The 20,653-nt window shown below is 73.7% G+C and carries 20 protein-coding genes; 13 read left to right on the plus strand and 7 right to left on the minus strand.

The features are described from left to right. Positions 1–130: 130 nt before the first annotated feature. The gene (locus CR165_RS07900; protein WP_109516443.1) at positions 131–943 is read left to right on the plus strand and encodes a Fe(II)-2OG oxygenase family protein; all 813 of its coding nucleotides are present in this window, start codon (positions 131–133) and stop codon (positions 941–943) included. Between the two features lie 5 nt (positions 944–948). Next, positions 949–1,695 carry an aspartate/glutamate racemase family protein gene (locus tag CR165_RS07905; protein WP_109516444.1) on the plus strand — a complete coding sequence of 249 codons (747 nt, stop codon included), beginning with the start codon at positions 949–951 and terminating at the stop codon, positions 1,693–1,695. 10 nt (positions 1,696–1,705) lie between these two features. Here the strand turns inward: CR165_RS07905 and CR165_RS07910 are convergent, their stop codons facing one another. Further along, the gene (locus tag CR165_RS07910) at positions 1,706–3,355 is read right to left on the minus strand and encodes a putative bifunctional diguanylate cyclase/phosphodiesterase (RefSeq protein WP_181378052.1); all 1,650 of its coding nucleotides are present in this window, start codon (positions 3,353–3,355) and stop codon (positions 1,706–1,708) included. Positions 3,356–3,695: 340 nt separating this feature from the next. On the opposite strand from CR165_RS07910, the gene CR165_RS07915 reads away from it, so the two are divergent. Then, complete coding sequence (locus CR165_RS07915; protein WP_109516446.1) at positions 3,696–4,418, plus strand: protein phosphatase CheZ; 723 nt, start codon at positions 3,696–3,698, stop codon at positions 4,416–4,418. Positions 4,419–4,591: 173 nt separating this feature from the next. On the opposite strand, the gene CR165_RS07920 is transcribed toward CR165_RS07915, so the two are convergent. The 4 genes from CR165_RS07920 to CR165_RS07935 all read right to left on the minus strand — a co-directional run bounded on the left by CR165_RS07920 (position 4,592) and on the right by CR165_RS07935 (position 9,715). Then, the gene (locus CR165_RS07920; RefSeq protein ID WP_109516447.1) at positions 4,592–5,578 is read right to left on the minus strand and encodes a Bug family tripartite tricarboxylate transporter substrate binding protein; all 987 of its coding nucleotides are present in this window, start codon (positions 5,576–5,578) and stop codon (positions 4,592–4,594) included. A 181-nt stretch (positions 5,579–5,759) separates the two neighbouring features. Next, positions 5,760–6,779: a Bug family tripartite tricarboxylate transporter substrate binding protein gene (locus CR165_RS07925; RefSeq protein WP_109516448.1), complete on the minus strand. Its 1,020-nt coding sequence runs from the start codon at positions 6,777–6,779 to the stop codon at positions 5,760–5,762. Between the two features lie 117 nt (positions 6,780–6,896). Then, complete coding sequence (locus tag CR165_RS07930; RefSeq protein WP_109516449.1) at positions 6,897–8,501, minus strand: ABC transporter substrate-binding protein; 1,605 nt, start codon at positions 8,499–8,501, stop codon at positions 6,897–6,899. Beyond that, positions 8,498–9,715, minus strand: coding sequence for a M20 aminoacylase family protein (locus CR165_RS07935; RefSeq protein ID WP_109516450.1), 1,218 nt, complete (start codon positions 9,713–9,715; stop codon positions 8,498–8,500). Before CR165_RS07935 ends, CR165_RS07930 begins: the two co-directional genes overlap by 4 nt. A gap of 171 nt (positions 9,716–9,886) precedes the next feature. Here CR165_RS07935 and CR165_RS07940 point away from each other — a divergent pair, with 171 nt between their 5' ends. Further along, positions 9,887–10,378, plus strand: a complete 492-nt coding sequence (locus CR165_RS07940; protein ID WP_245906238.1) for a GNAT family N-acetyltransferase — start codon at positions 9,887–9,889, stop codon at positions 10,376–10,378. A gap of 29 nt (positions 10,379–10,407) precedes the next feature. Here CR165_RS07940 and CR165_RS07945 read toward each other — a convergent pair whose 3' ends face one another. After that, the gene (locus CR165_RS07945) at positions 10,408–11,286 is read right to left on the minus strand and encodes a tellurite resistance TerB family protein (protein WP_245906240.1); all 879 of its coding nucleotides are present in this window, start codon (positions 11,284–11,286) and stop codon (positions 10,408–10,410) included. 64 nt (positions 11,287–11,350) lie between these two features. Beyond that, positions 11,351–12,154, minus strand: a complete 804-nt coding sequence (locus CR165_RS07950; protein WP_109516452.1) for a DUF2189 domain-containing protein — start codon at positions 12,152–12,154, stop codon at positions 11,351–11,353. A gap of 262 nt (positions 12,155–12,416) precedes the next feature. On the opposite strand from CR165_RS07950, the gene ccoN reads away from it, so the two are divergent. The 9 genes from ccoN to CR165_RS07995 are packed head-to-tail and all read left to right on the plus strand — an operon-like array spanning position 12,417 to position 20,441. Beyond that, positions 12,417–13,907, plus strand: coding sequence for a cytochrome-c oxidase, cbb3-type subunit I (gene ccoN, locus CR165_RS07955; protein ID WP_109516453.1), 1,491 nt, complete (start codon positions 12,417–12,419; stop codon positions 13,905–13,907). 13 nt (positions 13,908–13,920) lie between these two features. Further along, entirely contained in the window at positions 13,921–14,652 is a 732-nt protein-coding gene (gene ccoO / locus CR165_RS07960; protein WP_109516454.1) for a cytochrome-c oxidase, cbb3-type subunit II, read from the plus strand. Positions 14,653–14,666: 14 nt separating this feature from the next. Then, the gene (locus tag CR165_RS07965; RefSeq protein WP_109516455.1) at positions 14,667–14,843 is read left to right on the plus strand and encodes a cbb3-type cytochrome oxidase subunit 3; all 177 of its coding nucleotides are present in this window, start codon (positions 14,667–14,669) and stop codon (positions 14,841–14,843) included. A 2-nt stretch (positions 14,844–14,845) separates the two neighbouring features. After that, positions 14,846–15,721, plus strand: coding sequence for a cytochrome-c oxidase, cbb3-type subunit III (ccoP, locus tag CR165_RS07970; protein ID WP_109516456.1), 876 nt, complete (start codon positions 14,846–14,848; stop codon positions 15,719–15,721). 6 nt (positions 15,722–15,727) lie between these two features. Next, positions 15,728–17,212: a cytochrome c oxidase accessory protein CcoG gene (gene ccoG, locus CR165_RS07975; RefSeq protein ID WP_109516457.1), complete on the plus strand. Its 1,485-nt coding sequence runs from the start codon at positions 15,728–15,730 to the stop codon at positions 17,210–17,212. Positions 17,213–17,225: 13 nt separating this feature from the next. Continuing rightward, positions 17,226–17,729 carry a FixH family protein gene (locus CR165_RS07980; protein WP_181378053.1) on the plus strand — a complete coding sequence of 168 codons (504 nt, stop codon included), beginning with the start codon at positions 17,226–17,228 and terminating at the stop codon, positions 17,727–17,729. Further along, positions 17,726–20,098, plus strand: coding sequence for a heavy metal translocating P-type ATPase (locus CR165_RS07985; protein WP_109516459.1), 2,373 nt, complete (start codon positions 17,726–17,728; stop codon positions 20,096–20,098). Before CR165_RS07980 ends, CR165_RS07985 begins: the two co-directional genes overlap by 4 nt. Then, on the plus strand, positions 20,095–20,259 hold the full coding sequence (gene ccoS / locus CR165_RS07990; protein ID WP_109516460.1) for a cbb3-type cytochrome oxidase assembly protein CcoS: 165 nt from the start codon (positions 20,095–20,097) through the stop codon (positions 20,257–20,259). The genes CR165_RS07985 and ccoS overlap by 4 nt, the downstream gene beginning before the upstream one ends. Beyond that, positions 20,256–20,441: a hypothetical protein gene (locus CR165_RS07995; RefSeq protein WP_109516461.1), complete on the plus strand. Its 186-nt coding sequence runs from the start codon at positions 20,256–20,258 to the stop codon at positions 20,439–20,441. Before ccoS ends, CR165_RS07995 begins: the two co-directional genes overlap by 4 nt. Positions 20,442–20,653 lie beyond the last annotated feature (212 nt).

Raw genomic sequence — 20,653 nt, forward strand, 5'->3', positions numbered from 1 at the left:
CGCGAAGGGTGGTGCAGCCTGCGGCGGGGCGGGGGCGGGTGGCAAGGGGGGCGGGCCGGCAAAGCGGCGGCGGGACCCCGCGGAAGCGCGATGATGCATCCCGCGCCGTCCCTGCTAAACATGGCCGCTGATGACCGAACTCTCTCCCCCCCGCCGGATCGCCCCGCAGACCGGCCCGCATCTGTGGCTGGGCAGCAGCCTGAGCCCGGCCGACTGGATGCTGCCGCTCGGCGGCGAGATCGCGGCCGAGATCGAGGCGGCGCTCTCCACCCCCGGCACCGTCCTGGCGCGGCTGGACCCGCTGCTGGCGCAGCTGGCCGGGCGGCTGGCGCATGGGCTGGGCTTCGCGCTGCTGCGCGGCCTGCCGCTGCCGCCCGAGCCCGCCGTGCTGCTGGGCCTGCTGGGCAGCCGCATGGGCCGCCCCGTCCATGCCCCGCCGCCCGCGGGCCCGCCCGACGGCCTCTGGCACACCGAGCCCTGCGACGCGCTGCTGCTGCTCTGCCGCGAGGCGGTGGAGGTGACGCTGCTCTCCGCCGCCGCGCTGCACAACGCGCTGCTGAAGAACGACCGCGCCGCGCTGGAGGTGCTCTACCGCGCCCTGCCGCATCTGGCGCCGGAGCCGCCGGGGCCGCATTTGGCGCCGGAGCCGCCGGGCCGGCGCCTGCCGGTCTTCGCCGTGACCAGCGGCGTGTTCGCCGCCCGCTGCGACCGCGCGACACTGGACGCCGAGGCCTGCGGCGGTGCGCTCGGCGCGCTGGACGAGGCGGCGGCCACGCCGGGGCTGGCGTTGAAGCTGCCGCTGCGGCCGGGCGACCTGCTCTGCGTCAATCCCTTCCTGGTCTGGGCCTCCCGCGTGCCCGGCCTGTCGGCGCTGCCGCTGGTGATGCCCAGCTCGCGCCTCTCGGACGGCGCCTTCGCGGCGCTGCACGCGGCGGAGGGCTGAGGGCGATGCGCATCCTGGTGGCCAATGCCAACACCAGCGCGGCGATCACCGCGCGCTGCGCCGAGGCGGCGCGCGCCGCCGCCGCGCCGGGCACCGAGATCGTCCCCGCCACGCCGCGCTTCGGTGCCGCGGCCATCTCCACCCGGGCGGAGAACATCGTCGCCGGCCACGCGCTGCTGGAGCTGCTGGCGGAACATGCCGGGCAGGTGCAGGCGGTGGTGCTGGCCGTCAGCCACGACACGGCGCTGGAGGGGGCGCGCCAGCTCATGCCCTGCCCGGTGCTGGGCATGACCGAGGCGGCCTGCCTCGTCGCCTGCACCACCGGGGCGCGCTTCGGGCTGGTGACGCTGGGCAGTGCCGAGACCTACCGGGAGCTGGTGGCACGGCATGGCCTCTCCGGCCGCCTCTCCGGCCTGGAGGGCGTGGCGATGACGCCGCAGCAGGCGGTGGCGGACCCGGCCGCGGCCAAGGCGATGCTGCGCGGCGCCATCGGCCGGCTGGTGGAGGGCGGCGCCGATTCGGTCATCCTCGGCGGCGCGGCGCTGGCCGGCATGGCGGCGGAGCTGTCGGCGGAGGACCCGCAGGGGCCGCCCGTGCCGCTGCTGGACGGCATCGCCTGCGGGGTGAAGCTGGCCGAGGCGCTGGCGGGGCTCGGCCTGCCGCGGCCGCGCGCCGGCAGCATGGCGCCGCCCCAGGGGCGGGTGACCAGCGGCCTCTCCGGCCCCCTGGCGCGGCTGCTGGCCGGCGGCTGAACCCGCCAGCTTAGCCCGCCAGCCGGGCGGGGCCTTCCGGCAGCGGCCCGATCGCGGCCAGCCGGGCGGCCTCGGCCTCGGCCACGGGGCGGCCGAACAGCCAGCCCTGGCCGATGTCGCAGCCCATCTCGGCCAGCCGCGTGGCTGTGCCGGCATCCTCGATGCCCTCGGCCACGGCGGGCAGGCCCAGGCTGTGGCTGAGGCCGATGACGGCGGCGACGATCTTGCTGCTCTCGCTGCTCTGCGTCATGTCGCGGATGAAGTCGCGGTCCACCTTGATCTTGTCGAAGGGCAGGGCGCGCAGGTGGCGCAGGCTGGAATAGCCGGTGCCGAAATCGTCGAGCGAGAGCTTGATGCCCAGCGCCTTCAGCGCGCCCAGCAGCTCCCGCGCCAGGTCGAAATTCTCCACCAGCGCGCTCTCGGTCAGCTCGATCTCCAGCCGGGCGGGGGGCAGGCCGCTTTCGGCCAGCGCCTCGGCCACCATGGCGGGCAGGGTGCGGTCGCGCAGCTGCAGGGGGGAGACGTTCACCGCCAGCACCAGCGGCGCCGGCCACGCGGCGGCGGCGCGGCAGGCGCGGCGCAGCAACTGCCGGGTCAGCGGGCCGATCAGCCCCGTCTCCTCGGCCAGCGGGATGAAGCGGTCCGGCGGCACCAGGCCATGGACCGGGTGCGGCCAGCGCGCCAGCATCTCGAACCCGATCAGCCGCCCCGACCCGCCGGGCGCGGCGCCGAGCGCCACGAGCGGCTGGAAGTGCGGCACCAGCACCTCTGCCGCGATGGCGCGGCGCAGCTCCGCCTCCAGCGCCAGCCGCGCCCGCATCCGCTGGTCCATCTCCGCCTCGAAGATGCGGATGCCGCCGCGTCCCTCGGCCTTGGCGCGGTACATGGCGAGGTCGGCGCGGCGCAGCGCCTCCTCGGGCGGGCAGGGGCCGCCGTGGAGGATGGCGATGCCCAGGCTGGCGCCCACCTGCACCTGCCGGTCTGCCTCCCCGCCGCCCTGCTCCTCCAGGACGAAGGGCTGCTCCAGCGCGGTGGCGACGCGGCGCGCCAGCCGGGCGGCGGTGTCGGCGGCGCCCGCGGCGTCCGGGCCCCCCGCCTCCAGCGTGGCGAGGATGACGAACTCGTCGCCCCCCAGCCGCGCCACCATGTCCTCCGGCCGCGCCAGCGCCGCCAGCCGCCCGGCCGCCGCCTGCAGCAGGCGGTCGCCGGTGGCGTGGCCGTGCAGGTCGTTGACGGGCTTGAAGCGGTCGAGGTCGATCAGCAGCACGGCCACGGCCTCCGCAGCCCCGTGCGACTCGAGCCGCAGGGCCAGCGCCTCCATCAGCCGGCGCCGGTTGGGCAGGCCGGTCAGCGGGTCCACCACGGCGAGGTGGCGGGACAGCGCTTCCGCCCGGCGCCGCCGGGCGGCCTCCCGCCGCGCATCCTGCAGGCGGCGCAGGGCGTAGGCGGTGCAGGCGAAGGGCAGCACGAGCAGGGCGGTGAGCCATTCGTCGATCTCCCACGCCTCATGCGCCGCGACGAAGGCGACCAGCGCCTCGAAGGCGTCGAGGCGGAGGCAGAGCGCGGTGGTGACGAGGTAGGCCAGCAGGACCACGGCAAGATCCCGCGTCTCCCGCCGCAGCCGCCGCCAGCGGGCGCGCAGCGCGCGGCGGGCCTCCACTCTCCCGGCTTGCCTTCTCCCGGCTTCCGCCCCGCCGGCCTTCACTACTCCAGCCCCCGCTTCCCCGGCCTCCGCTTCCTCGGTCTTCGCTTCCCTGGTCTTCGCTTCCCTGGGGCGCTCCGGCCCGGCCGCGGCCGCCGCCTTCCAGGGCGGGCGGGGGCGGGCCGGGCTTGAGGCGGTCCGTGGTTTTTCGGGCGGGGCGGGATACATCGTCCCAGGCTAGGGCGCCGAAGCTAATGCTTCGTGACGAAGGCGCCGCCGCGCGAGGCGCGACGCCATAAGGGTTTGTTCACCATCGCCGCGCCACAAGGCCGGATGCACCGTCGCGCCGGAGTTCACGATGGATGACCAGACCAGCATCGCGCCCGTCAGCCCCAGCCCCGCGGAGGCCGCCGACGGGCTGGGCGCCGCCCTGCGCGCCGCCCTGCAGGAGGAGATGGGGCCGCTCTTCAAGGAGCTGCGCGTCTTCGTCGACCGGCGCATCGCCGAGCTGAGCGCCGAGGTCGCCGCCACCTCCGACATGGCCGACATGGCGGAGGAGAAGATCTCGCAGAAGCTGGGGCTGGTGCACGAGCAGATCGCCAAGCTCGTCGCCATTCCCGCCGCCAGCACCCGCAACAGCGGGCTGGAGCTGGAGGCGGTGGTGCAGGCCACCGAGACGGCGGCCAACACCATCATGGAGGCCACCGAGGCCATCCAGAGCTGGATCAGCAGCGGCCAGAAGGACCAGGCCTCGATCGAGGCGCTGTCCGCCCGGGTGAACTCGATCTTCGAGGCGTGCAGCTTCCAGGACATCACCGGCCAGCGCATCCGCCGCGCCATCCAGCACCTGCAGCAGGTGGAGACCATGCTGGAGCAGATCGTGCCCGGCGTCAGCGCCGCGACCGACGCCATGGTGCCGCAGGTGAAGGTGCAGGCGCAGATGCGCACCACCAGCGATGCCGCCCAGGCCACGCCCGACCTGTCGCAGGACGCGATCGATGCGCTGCTGAACGGCGCCGGCGCCGCGCCGGCCGCCGCGCCGATGTCGCAGGCGGAGATCGACGCGCTGCTGAACGGCTGAGGCGGAAGGGGGCAGGCGCCGGGGGTGGCCCCGTGGGGCGGACCCACTGGGTGGCCCCACTTTGGGCCGGCGGGCTGCGGTTCAGCCCGCCCCATATTCAGCCGGCCCCCTATCAGCCGGCCCCATATTCAGCCGGCGCCGATTTCAGCCGGCGCCGTTGCGGCGGGCCCGGCTCAGTCCAGCCGCGCGCCGGAGACGCGGACCACTTCCTTCCACTTGGCGTTCTCCTGCTGGATGAAGGCGCTGAACGCCTCCGGCCCGAGCGGCCGCGGCTCGCTGCCGATGTCGCGCAGCCGGGTCAGCACCGCCGGCTCCTTCAGGATCTCCGCCACATGGCCGGAGATGCGCTCCAGGATCGGGCGCGGCGTGCGGGCCGGCGCCTGCAGGCCGAACCAGGCCTCGGCCTCGAAGCCCTCCACGCCCAGCTCGGCCACCGTCGGCACGTCCGGCAGGGCGAACCAGCGCGCCTTGCTCGTCACCGCGAGCGCCCGCAGCCGGCCCTCGTTGATGTGCGGCAGGTAGGGGGGCAGGTTGTCGATCGCCATGTCGATGCGCCCGGCCAGCAGGTCCGGGATCACCGTGGCGCTGCCGCGGTAGGGCACGTGGATGATGTCGGTGCCGGTGCGGCTCTTGAGCAGCTCGCCGCACATGTGGCCGGAGGTGCCGTTGCCCGGCGTGCCGTAGGTCAGGGTGCCCTTCTGCGCCTTCGCCTTCTCCAGCAGGTCCTTGAACGTCTTGAGCGGGCTGTCGGCCGGCACGGTGACGACGTTGGCCAGCGAGTTCACCAGCGCCAGCTCGGTCAGCGCCGAGACCTGGTAGGGCATATTGGAGTAGAGGAACTGGTTGATGCTGGCGGTGCCGATGGTGCACATCAGCAGGGTGTGGCCGTCCGGGTCGGCCTTGGCCACCATGTCGGAGCCCAGCATGCCGCCGGCGCCCGGGCGGTTGTCCACCACCACCGGCTGGCCCAGCATGGCCGAGAGGCGCTCCGCCACCACGCGCGCCGTCACATCCGTGGCGCCGCCGCCGGGGAAGGGCACCACCAGCCGGACCGCGCGGTTGGGGAAGGTGGTCTGGGCACGCAGCAGGCCGGGCCTGGCGAGCAGGGGAGCGGCGAGCAGGCCGGAACCGGCCAGGACGAGGCGGCGAGACAGCGTCATTGCGCATCCTTCGAGAACGTTTGCAGGTCCAGCTAGACCAGCCGGTGTGGCGTTGCAACCCGCGGCGGGCCGGGCGGTTGCCAGGGCCGCCGGGGAGGGCCGGGGCCTCCCTGGCCCCGGCCCTCCCCGGCGGGGCGCCGGCACCGGGGGCCGGGCCGGCCGCGCTCCGCGGGGTTCGGGATCAGTCCACCTTGGCGCCGGAGCGGCGCACCACCTCGGCCCATTTCTTCACCTCGGTGGCGACGAAGGCCTCGTAGGCCTCGGGGCTGGTGCCGCCACCGGGGATCAGGTCGGGCTTCATGCCGCCGAGATCGGCGAGCTTGGCCCAGGTCTCCGGCTCGCCCACCACCGCGTTGATCTCGGCGCCGAGCTTCTGGACGATGGGCTTCGGCGTGCGCGCCGGCGCCTGCACGCCGAACCAGCCGGTGGCCTCCACGCCGGGGTAGCCGGCCTCGGCGGTGGTCGGCACGTCGGGCAGGGCGGCGCTGCGGGTGGCGGTGGTGACGGCGAGCGCGCGCAGCCGCCCGTCGCGGATATGGCCGATGGCGGAGGGCAAATTGTCCACGCCAACCTCGATGCGGCCGGCCATGATCTCGGCCAGCATGGGGCCCGCGCCGCGGAAGGGCACATGCGTCATCTGGATGCCGGCCTCCAGCTTCAGCAGCTCGCCCGTCATGTGCAGCGAGGTGCCGGCGCCGGAGGAGCCGTGGTTGAGCTGGCCGGGCTTCGACTTCGCCAGCGCCACCAGCTCGGCCAGCGTCTTCACCGGCAGGTTGTTGGTGACGAAGATGACGTTGGGCACGCGGATCAGCAGCCCGACATTGGCGAGGTCGGACGGCTTGTAGGGGATCTGCCCCTCGTACAGCGCGTAGTTGATGGCGCCGGAGGAGACGGTCTGCATCAGGATGGTGTAGCCGTCCGGATCCGCCTTGGCGACGACGTCGGAGCCGATGTTGCCGCCGGCGCCGGCGCGGTTCTCCACCGGGAAGGGCTGGCCGAGGCGCTGCTGCAGCCGCGCCGCCAGGATGCGCGCCGCGATGTCCGTGGTGCCGGCGGGGACGAAGGGCACGATCAGCCGCACCGGGCGGTTCGGCCAGTTCCCGGCATCCTGCGCGGCGGCGTGGCGGGGCAGGGCGGCGAGCGGCAGGCTGGCGGCGCCCAGGGCGGTGCCCAGCAGGGCGCGGCGGTGCATGTGCGGCATGATCGTCTCCTCGCGGTGGCCGGCATCCCGTGCGCCGGCCTTGTCCGCCCTCGTTCATGTCGCATTCCGATCGGCCGGGGCAAGCCCTTGCGGCGCAGCCCCGGCCCGTTTGCGCGCTCAGCGCGCGGCGCGCACCTCGGTGGCCAGGGTCTGCTCGTCCACGCGCGGCACGTAGGTGAGGCCGCGGCGCAGGCCCCACACGCTCTTCTGCGTGTGCAGCGGGATCAGCGCCACATCCTCCATGGCCAGCGTCATCGCCTGGCGGTGCAGCCGCTCTCGCGCGCCCTCGTCGAGCGTGGCGAGGCCCTCGGCCGTCAGCCGGTCCATCTCCGGGTTGCTGTAGCGGCCGTAGTTGGACAGGCCGAGCCCGCTCTCCGGCGTGCGGGTGCCGAGGATGGCGCGCAGCGAGGTGGAGGGCTCGCCCAGGCTGTTGCTCCAGCCGAGCAGGTAGGCCGAGGCCTCGGAGCGGTTCAGCCGGCCGATCAGCGTGGCCAGCGGCTGCGCGTCCACCTGCGTCTTCACGCCGATGCGCGTCCACATCTGCGCCACCACCTGGAGGATCTGCGCGTCGTTCACGTAGCGGTCGTTCGGGCCGCGCAGCGTGACGCTGAAGCCCTTCGGGTAGCCGGCCTCGGCCAGCAGGGTGCGGGCGCGGTTCACGTCATAGGCCGGCACGGGGATGGCGGGCTCGTGGCCGAAGGCGCCCGGCGGCATGAACTGCCCGGCCGGCACGGCGGCCCCCTCCATCACCCGCTGCACGATGGCGGGGCGGTTGATGGCGATGGAGAGCGCCTCGCGCACGCGCCTGTCCTGCAGCGGGTTGCGCTCCAGCTTCTCGCCTTCCGGCCCGGTGATGTCGGGCGAGACGGCGCGGAACACGTCGATGCCGAGGAAGATCAGCCGCAGGCTGGTGCCCTCCACCACCGAGACGCGGTTGTCGGCGCGCAGCTTGGCGATGTCGGGCGTCGGCACGTTGTCGATCATCGCCACGTCGCCCGAGAGCAGGGCGGCGACGCGCGGGCCGGAATTGGTGATGATGCGGTAGTCCACCTTCTCCCACTCGGGCCTGGCGCCCCAGTAGGCGTCGTTGCGCACCATCTCCACCCGGTCGTTCGGCGCGTAGCGGACGAAGCGGAAGGGCCCGGTGCCCACCGCCACATCGGCGCTGTTGAAGGCGGCGGAGGCGACGCCCTCGCCCAGGCTGCGCGGGATGATGAAGATCTGCGACAGGTCGTTCGGCAGCAGCGGGTAGGGCTTGGCGGTCTTCAGCCGGACGGTGCGGTCATCCACCACCTCCACGCCGGTGATGGCGCGGGTGTAGACGGCGAAGGAACTCGGGCTCTGCACCGTCGGCACGCGCCGGATGGAGAAGGCCACGTCCTCGGCGGTGAGGGGCGCGCCGTTGTGGAACTTCACCCCCGGCCGCAGCGTGAACTCCCAGGTGGTGTCGTCCACCAGCTTCCAGGATTCCGCCAGGCTGGGGCGGATGCGGGCGTTCTCGTCGCGCTGCGTCAGCGCCTCGAACATGTGCGCCGAGAGCATGATGCTCGGCGTCAGCGTGTAGTAGTGCGGGTCGATGCTGGCGGGCGGCGCGGAGACGCCCATGCTCAGCGTCTGCGCGCCGGCCGGGGCGAGGGCGGCGGCGCCGAGCAGGGCGGTGGCGCCCATCAGCACGGCGGCCTTGGGCAGGGCGGCGCGGAAGGCGCGGGAAAGGCGGTTCATGCGCGGTTCTCCTCGGCGCCGCCGAGCTCCTGCTGCACCAGGCTCGCCCAGTAGGCGGCGCCGAGCGCCAGGATGTCGTCGTTGAAGTCGTATTGCGGCGTGTGGACGTTGTGGAAGCTGCCATCGGCGTTGACGCCGTTGCCGATGCGCATGAACACGCCCGGCTTCTCCTGCAGCATGAAGGCGAAATCCTCGCCCCCCGTGCTCATCGGGAACTCGCCGACCTGCGCCTCGCCCACCAGCGCCGCGGCGGCGGCATTGGCCACCGGCACCTTCTCCGGCGTGTTGACGGTGGGCGGGCAGAGCGCCTCGTAGGTGAACTCGGCGGTGCAGCCATGGGCGGCGGCGAGCGTCTCGGCCAGCGCCTGGAGGCGGGCCTTGATGACGGCCTGCGCCTCGGGGCGGAAGTAGCGCGCCGTGCCGCGCACCGTCACCTTGGCCGGCATCACGTTGGGCGAGCCGAAGGTGCCGCCATTGACGTGGCCGACGGAGAGCGCGGCGCTCTCGGTGGGCTTGAGGTTGCGCGGCAGGATGGTGTGCACGGCGAGCAGGAAGTGGCCCAGCACCACCGTCACGTCGGTGGCCAGGTGCGGCGCGGCGCCGCCATGCCCGCCCGTGCCCTGGAAGGTGACGCCCCAGAAATCGGCGCCGGCCAGGATCGGGCCCGGGCGCGTCGCGAACTGGCCGACCGGCATGCCCGGCGTGTTGTGCATGCCATAGACGGCATCGACCGGGAAGCGCTCGAACAGCCCGTCGCGGATCATCGCCGGCGCGCCGGTGCCGGCCTCCTCGGCGGGCTGGAAGATGAAGTGCACGGTGCCGGCGAAGTCCGGCTTCCGCGCCAGGTACTTCGCCGCACCGAGCAGCATGGTGGTGTGGCCGTCATGGCCGCAGGCATGCATCTTGCCGGGCACGGTGGAGGCATGGGCGAAGCTGTTCTCCTCCTGGATGAACAGCGCGTCCATGTCGGCGCGCAGGCCGATGGCGCGGGGCTGGTTGCTGCCGGCCGCGCGGCCGCCGCGCAGCGTGCCGACGACGCCCGTGCCGCCGATCCCCTCGGTGACCTCGATGCCCCATTCGCGCAGCTTGGCGGCCACCAGGGCGGCGGTGCGGTGCTCCTCGAAGCGGGTCTCCGGGTGGCGGTGGATGTCGCGGCGGATCTCGGTCAGTTCCGGCTCGTAGGCCTTGATGTCGTTCAGGACGTCCTGCCGCATCGGTTCGCTCCCTCCCTGGGGTCTGTGCGCATGGGCTGCGTGTGGGGGCAGGCAAACTGCGGCCCGGCCCGGCGGCGGTCAACCATCGGCGGGCGGGGGGCGGGCATTCTGTGGACGATTGTCCAGCATGATGGAAGAATGGTTTCCCTCCCCAACCGGATGCGCCCGACCATGCCCGAGATACGCGACGCCACCGAGGCCGACCTGCCCGCCATCCTGGCCATCCTGAACCAGGCCATCCGCGAGACCACCGCCATCTGGCACACCGCCGAGGCGACGCCGGAGGCGCGGCTGGCCTGGCTGCGGGAGCGGCAGGGGCGTGGCCTGCCGGTGCTGGTGGCGGTCGATGGCGGGGTGGTGCGCGGCTTCGCCAGCTATGGCGATTTCCGCCCCTTCGCCGGCTACGCGGCCACGGTGGAGCACTCGGTCTATGTGGACCCGGCGGCGCAGGGGAAGGGGATCGGCCGCGCGCTGCTGGAGGCGCTGGTGGCGCACGCCCAGGGAGCGGGGCTGCATGTGATGGTGGGCGCCATCGAGGCCGGCAACGCCGCCTCCGTCGCCCTGCACCGCAAGGCGGGGTTCGAGGAGGCGGGGGTGCTGCGCGAGGTCGGCCGCAAGTTCGACCGCTGGCTCGACCTGCTGTTCATGACGCGGCGGCTGTAGGCCCGCCGCGCGGTCTTTCAGCCCGCCGATCAGCCCGCGGGGCGGATGGCGGCCTCGGCCTGCCGGCCGAGATGCTCGGCCAGCCCCTCGGGCAGCTTCAGCCGGTGCGCCAGCGCCGCCAGGTATGCGCGTTCGGCCGGCTCGTCCGGGTCCATGGCGAGGCAGGAGACGAGGTAGATCTCCGCCGCCTGCTCCGGCGTGCGCGCCGCGGCGGCCACCTCGCTGACGCCGATGGGGGCGTCGAGCGTGTCGAACACGAAGGCCTTGGCCTCGGCGTCCAGCCCGGCCTTCTCCACCTGCTCGAAGATGCGCGCACGCTCCTCGGCATCGATATGGCCATCGGAGCGGGCGGCGCCGATCATGGCGCGGATCAGCGACAGCTCGAAGGCCTCGCCCCCCGCCGCCGGCGCCGCGCCGGGCAGGAAGCGCGGCTCCACCGCCTCGACGTCGCGCGCCGTCACGGTGGGGGCGGCCTGCGGCGCCTGCCCGGCCTGCCAGTTCTGCCAGGCGCGGTGCGCCAGGGCGCCGAGCACCGCGGCGCCGCCATGGCTCAGCAGCCCGCCGCCGCCGCCGCGCTTGCCGGATTTCTTGCCGAGCATGGTGCCGAGCAGCCCGCCGGCGGCGGTGAGGCCCGCCAGCCCGCCCAGACTGCCACCCAGCCCGCTGCCACCCAGTCCGCTGCTGCCCAGTCCACTGCCGCCCGATGCCCCGCCGCGGCCGAGGATCTGCTGCGCGGCCTGTGCCAGCCCGCCGGCCAGACCGCCGCCGGAGGTGTTGCCGGCGGGCGGCGGCGCGCCCCAGGGGGAGGTGCCCGAGGGGGAGCCGGAAGGGCGCTGGCCCTGCTGGCCGGACAGGCCGGCACCCAGGAAGCGGTCGAGGAGAGCCTTGGCGTCGATCATGCCCTGCATGTCGGGATGCGCCGGGGCGCGCGCAAGATGACGCGCCGTTCATGTGCCGCCGGGGGGCGCGCCCTCAGTCGGCCGGGCCCGGCGGCAGGTCGGGGTAGATGTCGCGGTAGGCATGCCAGGTGGCGTGGCCGATCAGCGGCAGGGCGACGACGAGGCCGAGGAAGAAGGGCACCAGCGCCAGCCCGATGAACAGCACGATCAGCCCGGCCCACAGCGCCATGGCGCGCCAGTTCTCCATCACCCCCCGCCAGGAGGCGATGACGGCCTCGATGGCGGAGATGTCGCGCGCCACCAGCATCGGCACGGAGAGGGCGGAGATGCCGAAGGCCAGCGCCGCCAGCAGGAAGCCCATCCCCGTGCCGGCGATGAGGAAGGGCAGCAGCCGCTCGGAGCCGAGCAGCGCCAGCGGCAGCCGCTCCAGCGAGGGGGAGAAGCCGGTGCCGAAGCAGAGGGCGAAGAGCAGCCCCGCCAGCCGCACCCAGAACAGGTGCAGCAGCAGCAGCACGCCGCCCATCATCGCCAGCTGCCCGCCATTGCGGCGGAAGCCGTCCAGCGCCTGCGGCCAGCCGCTGCCGAGCCCCACGGCGCGGCGGCGGGAGACCTCGTAGAGCCCGGCGGCCAGCAGCGGCGCCACCAGGAAGAAGCCGGCGGTGGCGGGCAGGATGGCCCAGAGCGTGTGCGTCCGCTGCGCCAGCAGGGCCAGCGCCCAGCCGGCCAGGGTGAGCGCCGCGCCGTAGGAGAGGCCGAGCAGCGGCGCCGCCCAGAGGTCGTTCCAGCCCGCGGCCAGCCAGGCCCAGGGGCGGTCGTGCGGCACGGCGCGCGGCGCCGGGATGGCCTGCGGCGTGGCGATGGCGTGCGTCTGCGGCATCGGCGGGGTCCCTGTGCTGCGAATGGTGTGCTGCGAATGGTGTGCTGCGAATGGTGTGCTGCGAATGGTGTGCTGCGGGTGGAGTGCTGGGGGCGGTGTTGCGGCGGCACCATAGCGGCGGATGCGGCGCGCGGGGTTGATGCGGATCAAGGACGCGCGAGCGGCGGGGGCGCTACCTGCCGCCTGATCCCGCGCGGGCCCCGGAGGCCGGCGCGGCCGCACCGGGGGCGGCCTCCCCCGCAGACGACCGGAGATTTCAGCCATGCCCGAAGGAGGCCACGCCGCGCGCCTCGCCGCAGTGAGCGGCAGCTGGCGGCAGGAGAGCTATGTGGACGGCCCGATCCGGGCCATGGCGGTGGCCACGCTGTTCTGGGGCATCGTGGGCTTCCTGGTCGGCGTGGTGGTGGCCTCGCAGCTGGCCTTCCCGCTGCTGAACCTCGACCTCGAATGGACCACCTTCGGCCGGCTGCGGCCGGTGCACACCAGCGCCGTCATCTTCGCCTTCGGCGGCAACGCGCTGCTCTGCACCAGCCTCTACGTGGTGCAGCGCACCTGCCGCGCCCGGCTGTTCGGCGGCGAGGAGATGGGCTGGTTCCTGTTCTGGGGCTACCAGTTCTTCATCGTCATGGCGGCGCTCGGCTACGTGCTGGGCGTGACCCAGGGCAAGGAATACGCCGAGCCCGAATGGTATGTGGACCTGTGGCTGACGGTGGTGTGGGTGTCCTACCTGGTCGCCTTCGGCGGCACCATCCTCCGGCGCGAGGAGCCGCACATCTACGTGGCCAACTGGTTCTTCCTCGCCTTCATCATCACCGTGGCGATGCTGCACATCGGCAACAACATCGCGCTGCCGCTCAGCCTCGGCCATGTGAAGTCCTACGGCGCCGCCTCGGGCGTGCAGGATGCGATGATCCAGTGGTGGTACGGCCACAACGCGGTGGGCTTCTTCCTCACCGCCGGCTTCCTCGGCATCATGTACTACTTCATCCCGAAGCAGGCGGACCGGCCGGTCTATTCCTACCGGCTGTCGATCATCCACTTCTGGTCGCTGATCTTCCTCTACATCTGGGCGGGCCCGCACCACCTGCACTACACCGCGCTGCCGGACTGGGCGCAGACCCTCGGCATGGTGTTCTCCGTCATGCTGTGGATGCCCTCCTGGGGCGGCATGATCAACGGGCTGATGACCCTCTCCGGCGCCTGGGACAAGCTGCGCACCGATCCGGGCCTGCGCTTCTCGGTCGCCGCCGTCGGCTTCTACGCCATGGCCACCTTCGAGGGGCCGGTGATGTCGATCAAGGCGGTGAACGCGCTCTCCCACTACACCGACTGGACGATCGGCCACGTGCATTCGGGCGCGCTCGGCTGGAACGGCTTCATCACCTTCGGCGCGCTGTACTGGCTGGTGCCGCGCCTGTGGGGCAAGACCGAGCTGTATTCCAAGAAGCTGGCCGAGTGGCACTTCTGGATCGCGACGCTCGGCATCGTCCTCTACATCACCGCCATGTGGGTGTCGGGCATCATGCAGGGGCTGATGTGGCGCTCCTACGACGAGCTGGGCTTCCTCCAGTACTCCTTCGTCGAGACCGTCGCGGCGATGCACCCCTACTACGTCATCCGCATGCTGGGCGGCGTGCTCTACCTCAGCGGCGCGCTGCTGATGGCCTACAACCTGTGGCGCACCGTGCGCGACGTGCCGCAGACCCAGCCGCTCGTCACCCCCGTCTTCCCCGCCGCCTCCCCCGCCGAATAAGGAACTGGCAGCAATGTTCCGTCGTCTCAGCCATGCGCTGGTCGAGAAGAACCTGATCCTGATGGGGGTGCTCACCCTCATCACGGTCTCGATCGGCGGCCTGGTGCAGATCGTCCCGCTCTTCGCGGTGGAGACCACCATCGAGCGCGTGGAGGGCATCCGCCCCTACACGCCGCTCGAGCTGATGGGCCGCGACATCTATGTGCGCGAGGGCTGCTACACCTGCCACAGCCAGATGGTGCGCCCCTTCCGCGACGAGCTGGAGCGCTATGGTCACTACAGCCTCGCCGCCGAGAGCCTCTACGACCATCCGTTCCAGTGGGGCAGCAAGCGCACGGGGCCGGACCTCGCCCGCGTGGGTGGCCGCTACTCGGATGACTGGCACGCGGCGCACCTGCGCAGCCCGCGCGCCGTGGTGCCGGAGAGCGTGATGCCGCCCTACGCCTTCCTCGACCGCCGGCTCGACTACCGCGACATCGCCGACAACCTGCGCGGCCAGCGCGCCGTCGGCGTGCCCTACACCGACGCGATGATCGCCAACGCCCGCGCCGACCTCGAGGCGCAGGCGAAGCCCGACCATGACCCTGCCGGCTTCCAGGGCCGCTACGCCCGCGCGCGCCAGGGCGCCTTCGACGGCAATGGCCGCGACATCACCGAGATGGACGCGGTGGTGGCCTATCTGCAGATGCTCGGCACGCTGGTGACGTTCAGCGACGTCACGCCTGAGCGCGTGCGGCAGCAGTGAGCGGGGAGGGGGCGATGCTCGCGATCTACCCGCTGCTGAAGGCCGCCTGGGTGGTGTGGTTCTTCCTGCTGTTCGGCTTCATCCTCGCCTGGGTGCTGCGGCCGGGCCGGCGCCACGCCTACCAGGCGCTGGCCGACATTCCCCTGCGCGACGAGGCGCCGCGCGCGCGGCGCCCGAACCGGAGCATCTGACGATGCCGACCAAGATCGAGAAGGACGCCGTCAGCGGCCGGGACACCACCGGCCATGAGTGGGACGGCATCAAGGAACTCAACACGCCGCTGCCGAAGTGGTGGATCTACACCTTCTACGCCACCATTGTCTTCGCGCTGGTGTGGGTGGTGCTCTACCCGGCGCTGCCGATCCGTGGCGCCACCGGCGTCACCGGCTGGACGGCGCGCGGCGCCATCGTCGACGAGATGGTGGAGCGCGCCAACCAGCAGGCGCCGATGCTGAACGCGCTGCGCGGGGCGACGCCGCAGCAGATCGTGGCCGATGCCGACCTGCGCAACTTCGCCCTCGCCGGCGGCCGCGTGGCCTTCGCCAACAACTGCGCCGGCTGCCACGGCGCGGGCGGGCAGGGCGCGCCGGGCGGCTTCCCGAGCCTCGCCGACGATGACTGGATCTGGGGCGGCAAGCTGGACCAGATCCGCGACACCATCCGCCACGGCGTCCGCAACACCGAGGACGAGGCGGCGCGCGCCACCATGATGCCGCGCTTCCTGGCCGACGGGCTGCTGAAGCCGGCGCAGGTGAACGACGTGGCCGAGCATGTGCTGGGCCTCTCCGGCCGCGCCACCGACCCCGCGGCCGCCGGGCGCGGCGCCGCCCTCTTCGCCGAGAACTGCGCCAGCTGCCATGGCGAGCGCGGCCTCGGCAACCGCGAGATGGGCGCGCCCAACCTGGCCGACCAGGTGTGGCTCTATGGCGGCGACAAGGCGGCGGTGGTGCACAGCATCGCCTATGCCCGCGCCGGCGTGATGCCCTCCTGGAGCACGCGGCTCGACCCGGCGGTGGTGAACATGCTCGCCGTCTATGTCCACGCCCTCGGCGGCGGCGAGGCGGAGTAGCGCGCCATGGGCCGGATCGACCCCGCCGACAGGACCGCCCCGCCGCCGGAGCCCTCGCTCTACGCCAGCCGGCAGAAGGTCTATCCGCGCGCCGTGCAGGGGCGGGTGCGGCGGGCGAAATGGGCGATCCTGGCCTTCTGCCTCGCGCTCTACTACCTGGTGCCCTGGCTGCGCTGGGAGCGCGGGCCGGGGATGCCGGACCAGGCGGTGCTGGCCGACATCGCCAATGCCCGCCTGTTCCTGTTCTGGATCGAGATCTGGCCGCAGGAGATCTACTTCCTCACCGGGCTGCTGGTGCTGGGCGCCATCGGCCTGTTCGCCGCCACCTCGCTGTTCGGCCGCGTCTGGTGCGGCTTCACCTGCCCGCAGACGGTCTGGACCGATCTGTTCATGTGGGTGGAGCGGAAGATCGAGGGCGACCGCAACGCCCGCATGAAGCTGGACGCGGCGCCCTGGAGCCGCGCCAAGCTGGCGCGCAAGGCGGCCAAGCACGCCGCCTGGCTGGCCATCGCCGCGGCCACGGGCGGCGCCTGGATCATGTATTTCCAGGACGCGCCGACGGTGACGCGCGAAATCCTCACCGGCGGCGCCAGCCTCGAGACCTACTTCTTCTTCGGCCTGTTCACCGCCACCACCTATGTGCTGGCCGGCTGGGCGCGCGAGCAGGTCTGCACCTACATGTGCCCCTGGCCGCGCTTCCAGGCGGCGATGCTGGACGAGAACTCGCTCGTCGTCAGCTACCGCGCCTGGCGCGGCGAGCCGCGCGGCAAGGCCAAGGCCGAGGGCATCGGCGACTGCGTCGATTGCCGCGCCTGCGTGCATGTCTGCCCCACCGGCATCGACATCCGCGACGGGCAGCAGCTCGAATGCATCGGCTGCGGCCTGTGCATCGACGCCTGCGACGACGTGATGCGCAAGCTGGGCCGCCCCGCCGGCCTCGTCGCCTTCGAGACGCTGGCCAACCTCGCCGCCAGCGAGGCCGCCACCACGGGCCTGGCACCCGGCCCGGTGCGGCAGGTCTGCGGCATGAAGGCGCGCCAGCCGGTGCGCTTCTCCCGCCCGCGCACCTGGATGTATGCCGGCGTGCTGGGCGCCGTGGCGCTGGTGATGCTGGGCGCCTTCCTGCTGCGCGACACCGCGACGCTGACCGTGCTGCGCGACCGCGCGCCGCTCTATGTCCGCCTCTCCGACGGCGCCCTGCGCAACGCCTACACGCTGAAGCTGGCCAACCGCCGGCGCGGCGAGGCGGCGCTGGCCCTGGCGCTGGACGCGCCGCAGGGCTTCCGCCTGGTGGTGCAGGACAGCGAGACGGACGCCGCCGGCCGCCCGCTGCTGGCGCTGCGGCCGGACGGGGTGACGCAGTGGCGCGCCCTGGTCACCGCGCCCGCGGGCCTGCGGCTGGCGGAGAGCACGCCGGTGCGCTTCCGCCTGCTGGATGCGGAAGGCCGCACCGTGCTGTCCGAGCGCAGCGTCTTCCTCGGCCCGAAGTAAGGGAGTTTCCGCCATGGATGGCTCGACCGCCGCCGCCGCCCCGCTCCCCCGGCCCCGCCGCAGCGGCTGGATTCCCTGGGTGTTCGTCGGCGGCATGGCGCTGGTGATCGCGGTGAACGGCGTGCTGATCTGGGCGGCGCTGTCCAGCTTCACCGGCGTCACCGTGGGCCGCGCCTATGACCGCGGCCTCGCCTACAACGACGTGCTGGCCGAGAGCGCCCGGCAGCGGGCGCTGGGCTGGCGCGCCACGCTGCGGCTGGAGGAGGGGGTGCTCGCCCTCGCCGCCGAGGATGCGGCGGGCCGCCCCGTGGCCGGCACGGTGCAGGGCCTGCTGCTGCGCCCGCTGAGCGGCGAGACGGTGCCGCTCAACTTCGCCGCCGCCGCGCCGGGCCACTTCCTCGCCGAGGCGAATCCGCCATGGCCGGGGCAGTGGGAGGCGCGGCTGGTGCTGACCGGCCCGGGCGGCCGGCAGCTCGACATCCGCCAGAGGATCGTGGTGAGGAGCGCCGCGCCATGACCGCGCTGCTGGCCGAGGCGGCGCCCCGGGGTGCCGCCGCCTGCGCCCATTGCGGCGCGCCCCTGCCGGAGGGGGCGGCGCGCTTCTGCTGCGCCGGCTGCGCGGGCGCGCACGCGCTGGTCTCCGGCCTCGGCCTCGATGCCTTCTACCGCCGGCAGGAGACCGCCGCCGGCACGCTGCGCCCGGCGGAGGCCCCGCCCGAGACGGATTTCGCCGCCCTCGCCCTGCCCGGGCGCGGCGGCACCCACACGCTGGAGCTGGTGGTCTCCGGCCTCACCTGCGGCGCCTGCGTCTGGCTGCTGGAGCAGGCGCTGGCGCAGGAGCCGGACGTGCTGCGCGCCCGCGCCAGCCTCTCCGCCCGCCGGCTCACCCTGGAATGGCGGGGCGGGGCGGCGCGCGCCAACGCGCTGGTGGCGCTGATCGCCCGGCTCGGCTTCCGCGCCGCGCCCTGGTCCCCCGCCTGCCTGCGCGCCACCGAGGATGCGGAGGGGCGGGCGCTGCTGCGCGCGCTCGGCATCGCCGCCTTCGGCATGATGAACGTCATGCTGGTCTCGGTGGCGGTCTGGGCCGGCACCGACATGGGCGAGGCCACGCGCCACCTGATGCACTGGCTGGCGGCGCTCATCGGCCTGCCGGTGGTGCTGGTGGCGGGCATGCCCTTCTACCGCTCCGCCTGGCGCTCGGTGCGGGCGGGGCGGCCGAACATGGACCTCGCCGTCTCGCTCGGCATCCTCGCCACCACGGCGATGAGCCTGTCCGAGACGCTGCGCAACGGCGACTACACCTGGTTCGACGGTGCCACCGCCCTGCTGGCGCTGCTGCTGGCGGGCCGGGTGCTGGACCGCGCCGCGCGCCGCCGCGCCCGCCAGGCGGTGGCCGAGCTGCTGGCGCTGCAGGAGGGCACGGTGCAGCGGCTCTGCTCGTCGGGGGTGGCGGAGTCCTGCCCCGCCGCCGCCATCCGCGCCGGCGACCGCATCCTGCTGGCGCGCGGCGAGCGGCTGCGGCTGGACGGGGTGGTGGATAGCCCCGAGGCGCTGGTCGACACCGCCGCCACCTCCGGCGAGAGCCTGCCGCGCCTGCTGCGCCGGGACGAGGCCCTGGCCGCCGGCGCGGTGAATCTCGGCGACCCCTTCGTGCTGCGCGTCACCGCCGCGCTGGCCGACGGCTCGCTCGCCGCCATGGCGCGGCTGCTGGAGCGGGCGGAGCAGGCGCGCGGCCGCTTCGTCTCCATCGCCGACAAGGCGGCGCGCTTCTACGTGCCGGCGGCGCATGCGGTGGCGTTGGCCACCTTCCTCGGCTGGTGGCTGTGGGTGGGCGTCTCCTGGCAGGCGGCGCTGGTGCCGGCCGTCGCCGCGTTGATCATCACCTGCCCCTGCGGCCTCGCCATCGCCGTGCCGGCGGTGCAGGTGGCGGCGAGCGGCGCGCTGTTCCGCCGCGGCGTGCTGGTGGCCTCGGCCACCGCGCTGGAGCGGCTGGCCGGCGCCGGCCATGTGGTGCTCGACAAGACCGGCACGCTGACCGAAGGCCGCCCCGTGCTGCTGGAGGAGCCGGGCCGGCCCCCCTCGGCGCTGCGCGAGGCGGCGGCGCTGGCGCGGGCCTCGCGCCACCCGCTGGCGCGCGCGCTGGTGGCGGCCTGCCCCGATGCGCCCGCCGCGCCGGAGGGCGTGGTGGAGGTGCCGGGCCAGGGCCTCCGCCTCGCCGGTGCGCAGGGGGGCGGGCCGGAGGGCGAGACGCGCCTCGGCAGCGCCCCCTTCATCGGCCTGCCGCAGGAGGATGAGGGGCTGACGCTGTGGCTGGCGCGCCCCGGCCTCTCCCCCGTGCCCTTCCGCTTCGCCGACCGGCTGCGGGAGGATGCCGCCCCCGCCGTGGCGGCGCTGCGGGAGCTGGGGCTGGAGGCCGAGCTGCTCTCGGGCGACGCGCCGCCGGCGGTGGAGGCCGCCGCCCACGCCGCCGGCATCGGGCCGTGGCAGGCGCGCGCCACGCCGGAGGGCAAGGCGGAGCGCATCGCCGCGCTGAGCGTGGCCGGGCACCGGCCGCTGATGGTGGGGGATGGCATCAACGACGCCGCCGCCCTGGCGCTGGCGCATGTCTCGGCCACGCCGCAGGGCGCCACCGACCTGGCGCAGGGCGCGGCCGACCTGGTGCTGCGCGGGGAAGGGCTGGGGGCGCTGCCCTACGCCATCCGCGTGGCGCGGCGGGCGCAGCGCCTGGCGCGGCAGAATATCGCCTTCAGCTTGATCTACAACATGGTCGCGGTGCCCTGCGCGGTGCTGGGATACGCCACGCCGCTGATCGCGGCGCTGGTGATGGCCTCCTCCTCCATCATCGTCATCCTCAATGCGCTGCGCGCCGGGAAGGTGAAGGCATGAGTGCCCTGCTGCTGCTGGTGCCGCTGGCGCTGTTCCTGGGCGGCCTCGCCCTGCTGCTGTTCCTCTGGACGCTGCGCGCCCGCCAGTATGACGACCTGGACGGCGCCGCCGCCCGCATCCTCTACGACGACCTGCCCTCCAAGCCGCGAGACCCCCGATGAGCCCCACCCGCATCTTCTTCCTGCTGTTCTCGGCGCTGATCGCCCTTACCGGCCTGCTGGCCGCCGGCGCCTCGGTGGACGGGCCGCTGACCCTGTTCGGCCTCGGCCTGTTCCTGTTCGGGGTGTTCTTCGCCCTGTTCCTGGTCAAGCGCACCTATGACGAGGCGGAAGATCTGGGCTGAGGCGCGCGGCTTCCCGGCCGCCACCGCCGGCCAGGACACGGCGGGAGAAGGGGGACCTTCGAGAAGCCCCCCGCGGCCATGCCCCTGTGGCATGGCCGCCTCCCTTCCCCCCGGGGCGGCGCGGCAGCGGCCTTCACCCCATATCAACCCATTAGCCGTTGACGCGCTGCGCCTGCGCCCTCATGGTCCGGCGCCCTTTTTCCACCAGCTTC

The organism is Teichococcus aestuarii (genome assembly GCF_003116135.1).
GTDB classification, from domain to species: Bacteria; Pseudomonadota; Alphaproteobacteria; order Acetobacterales; family Acetobacteraceae; genus Pseudoroseomonas; species Pseudoroseomonas aestuarii.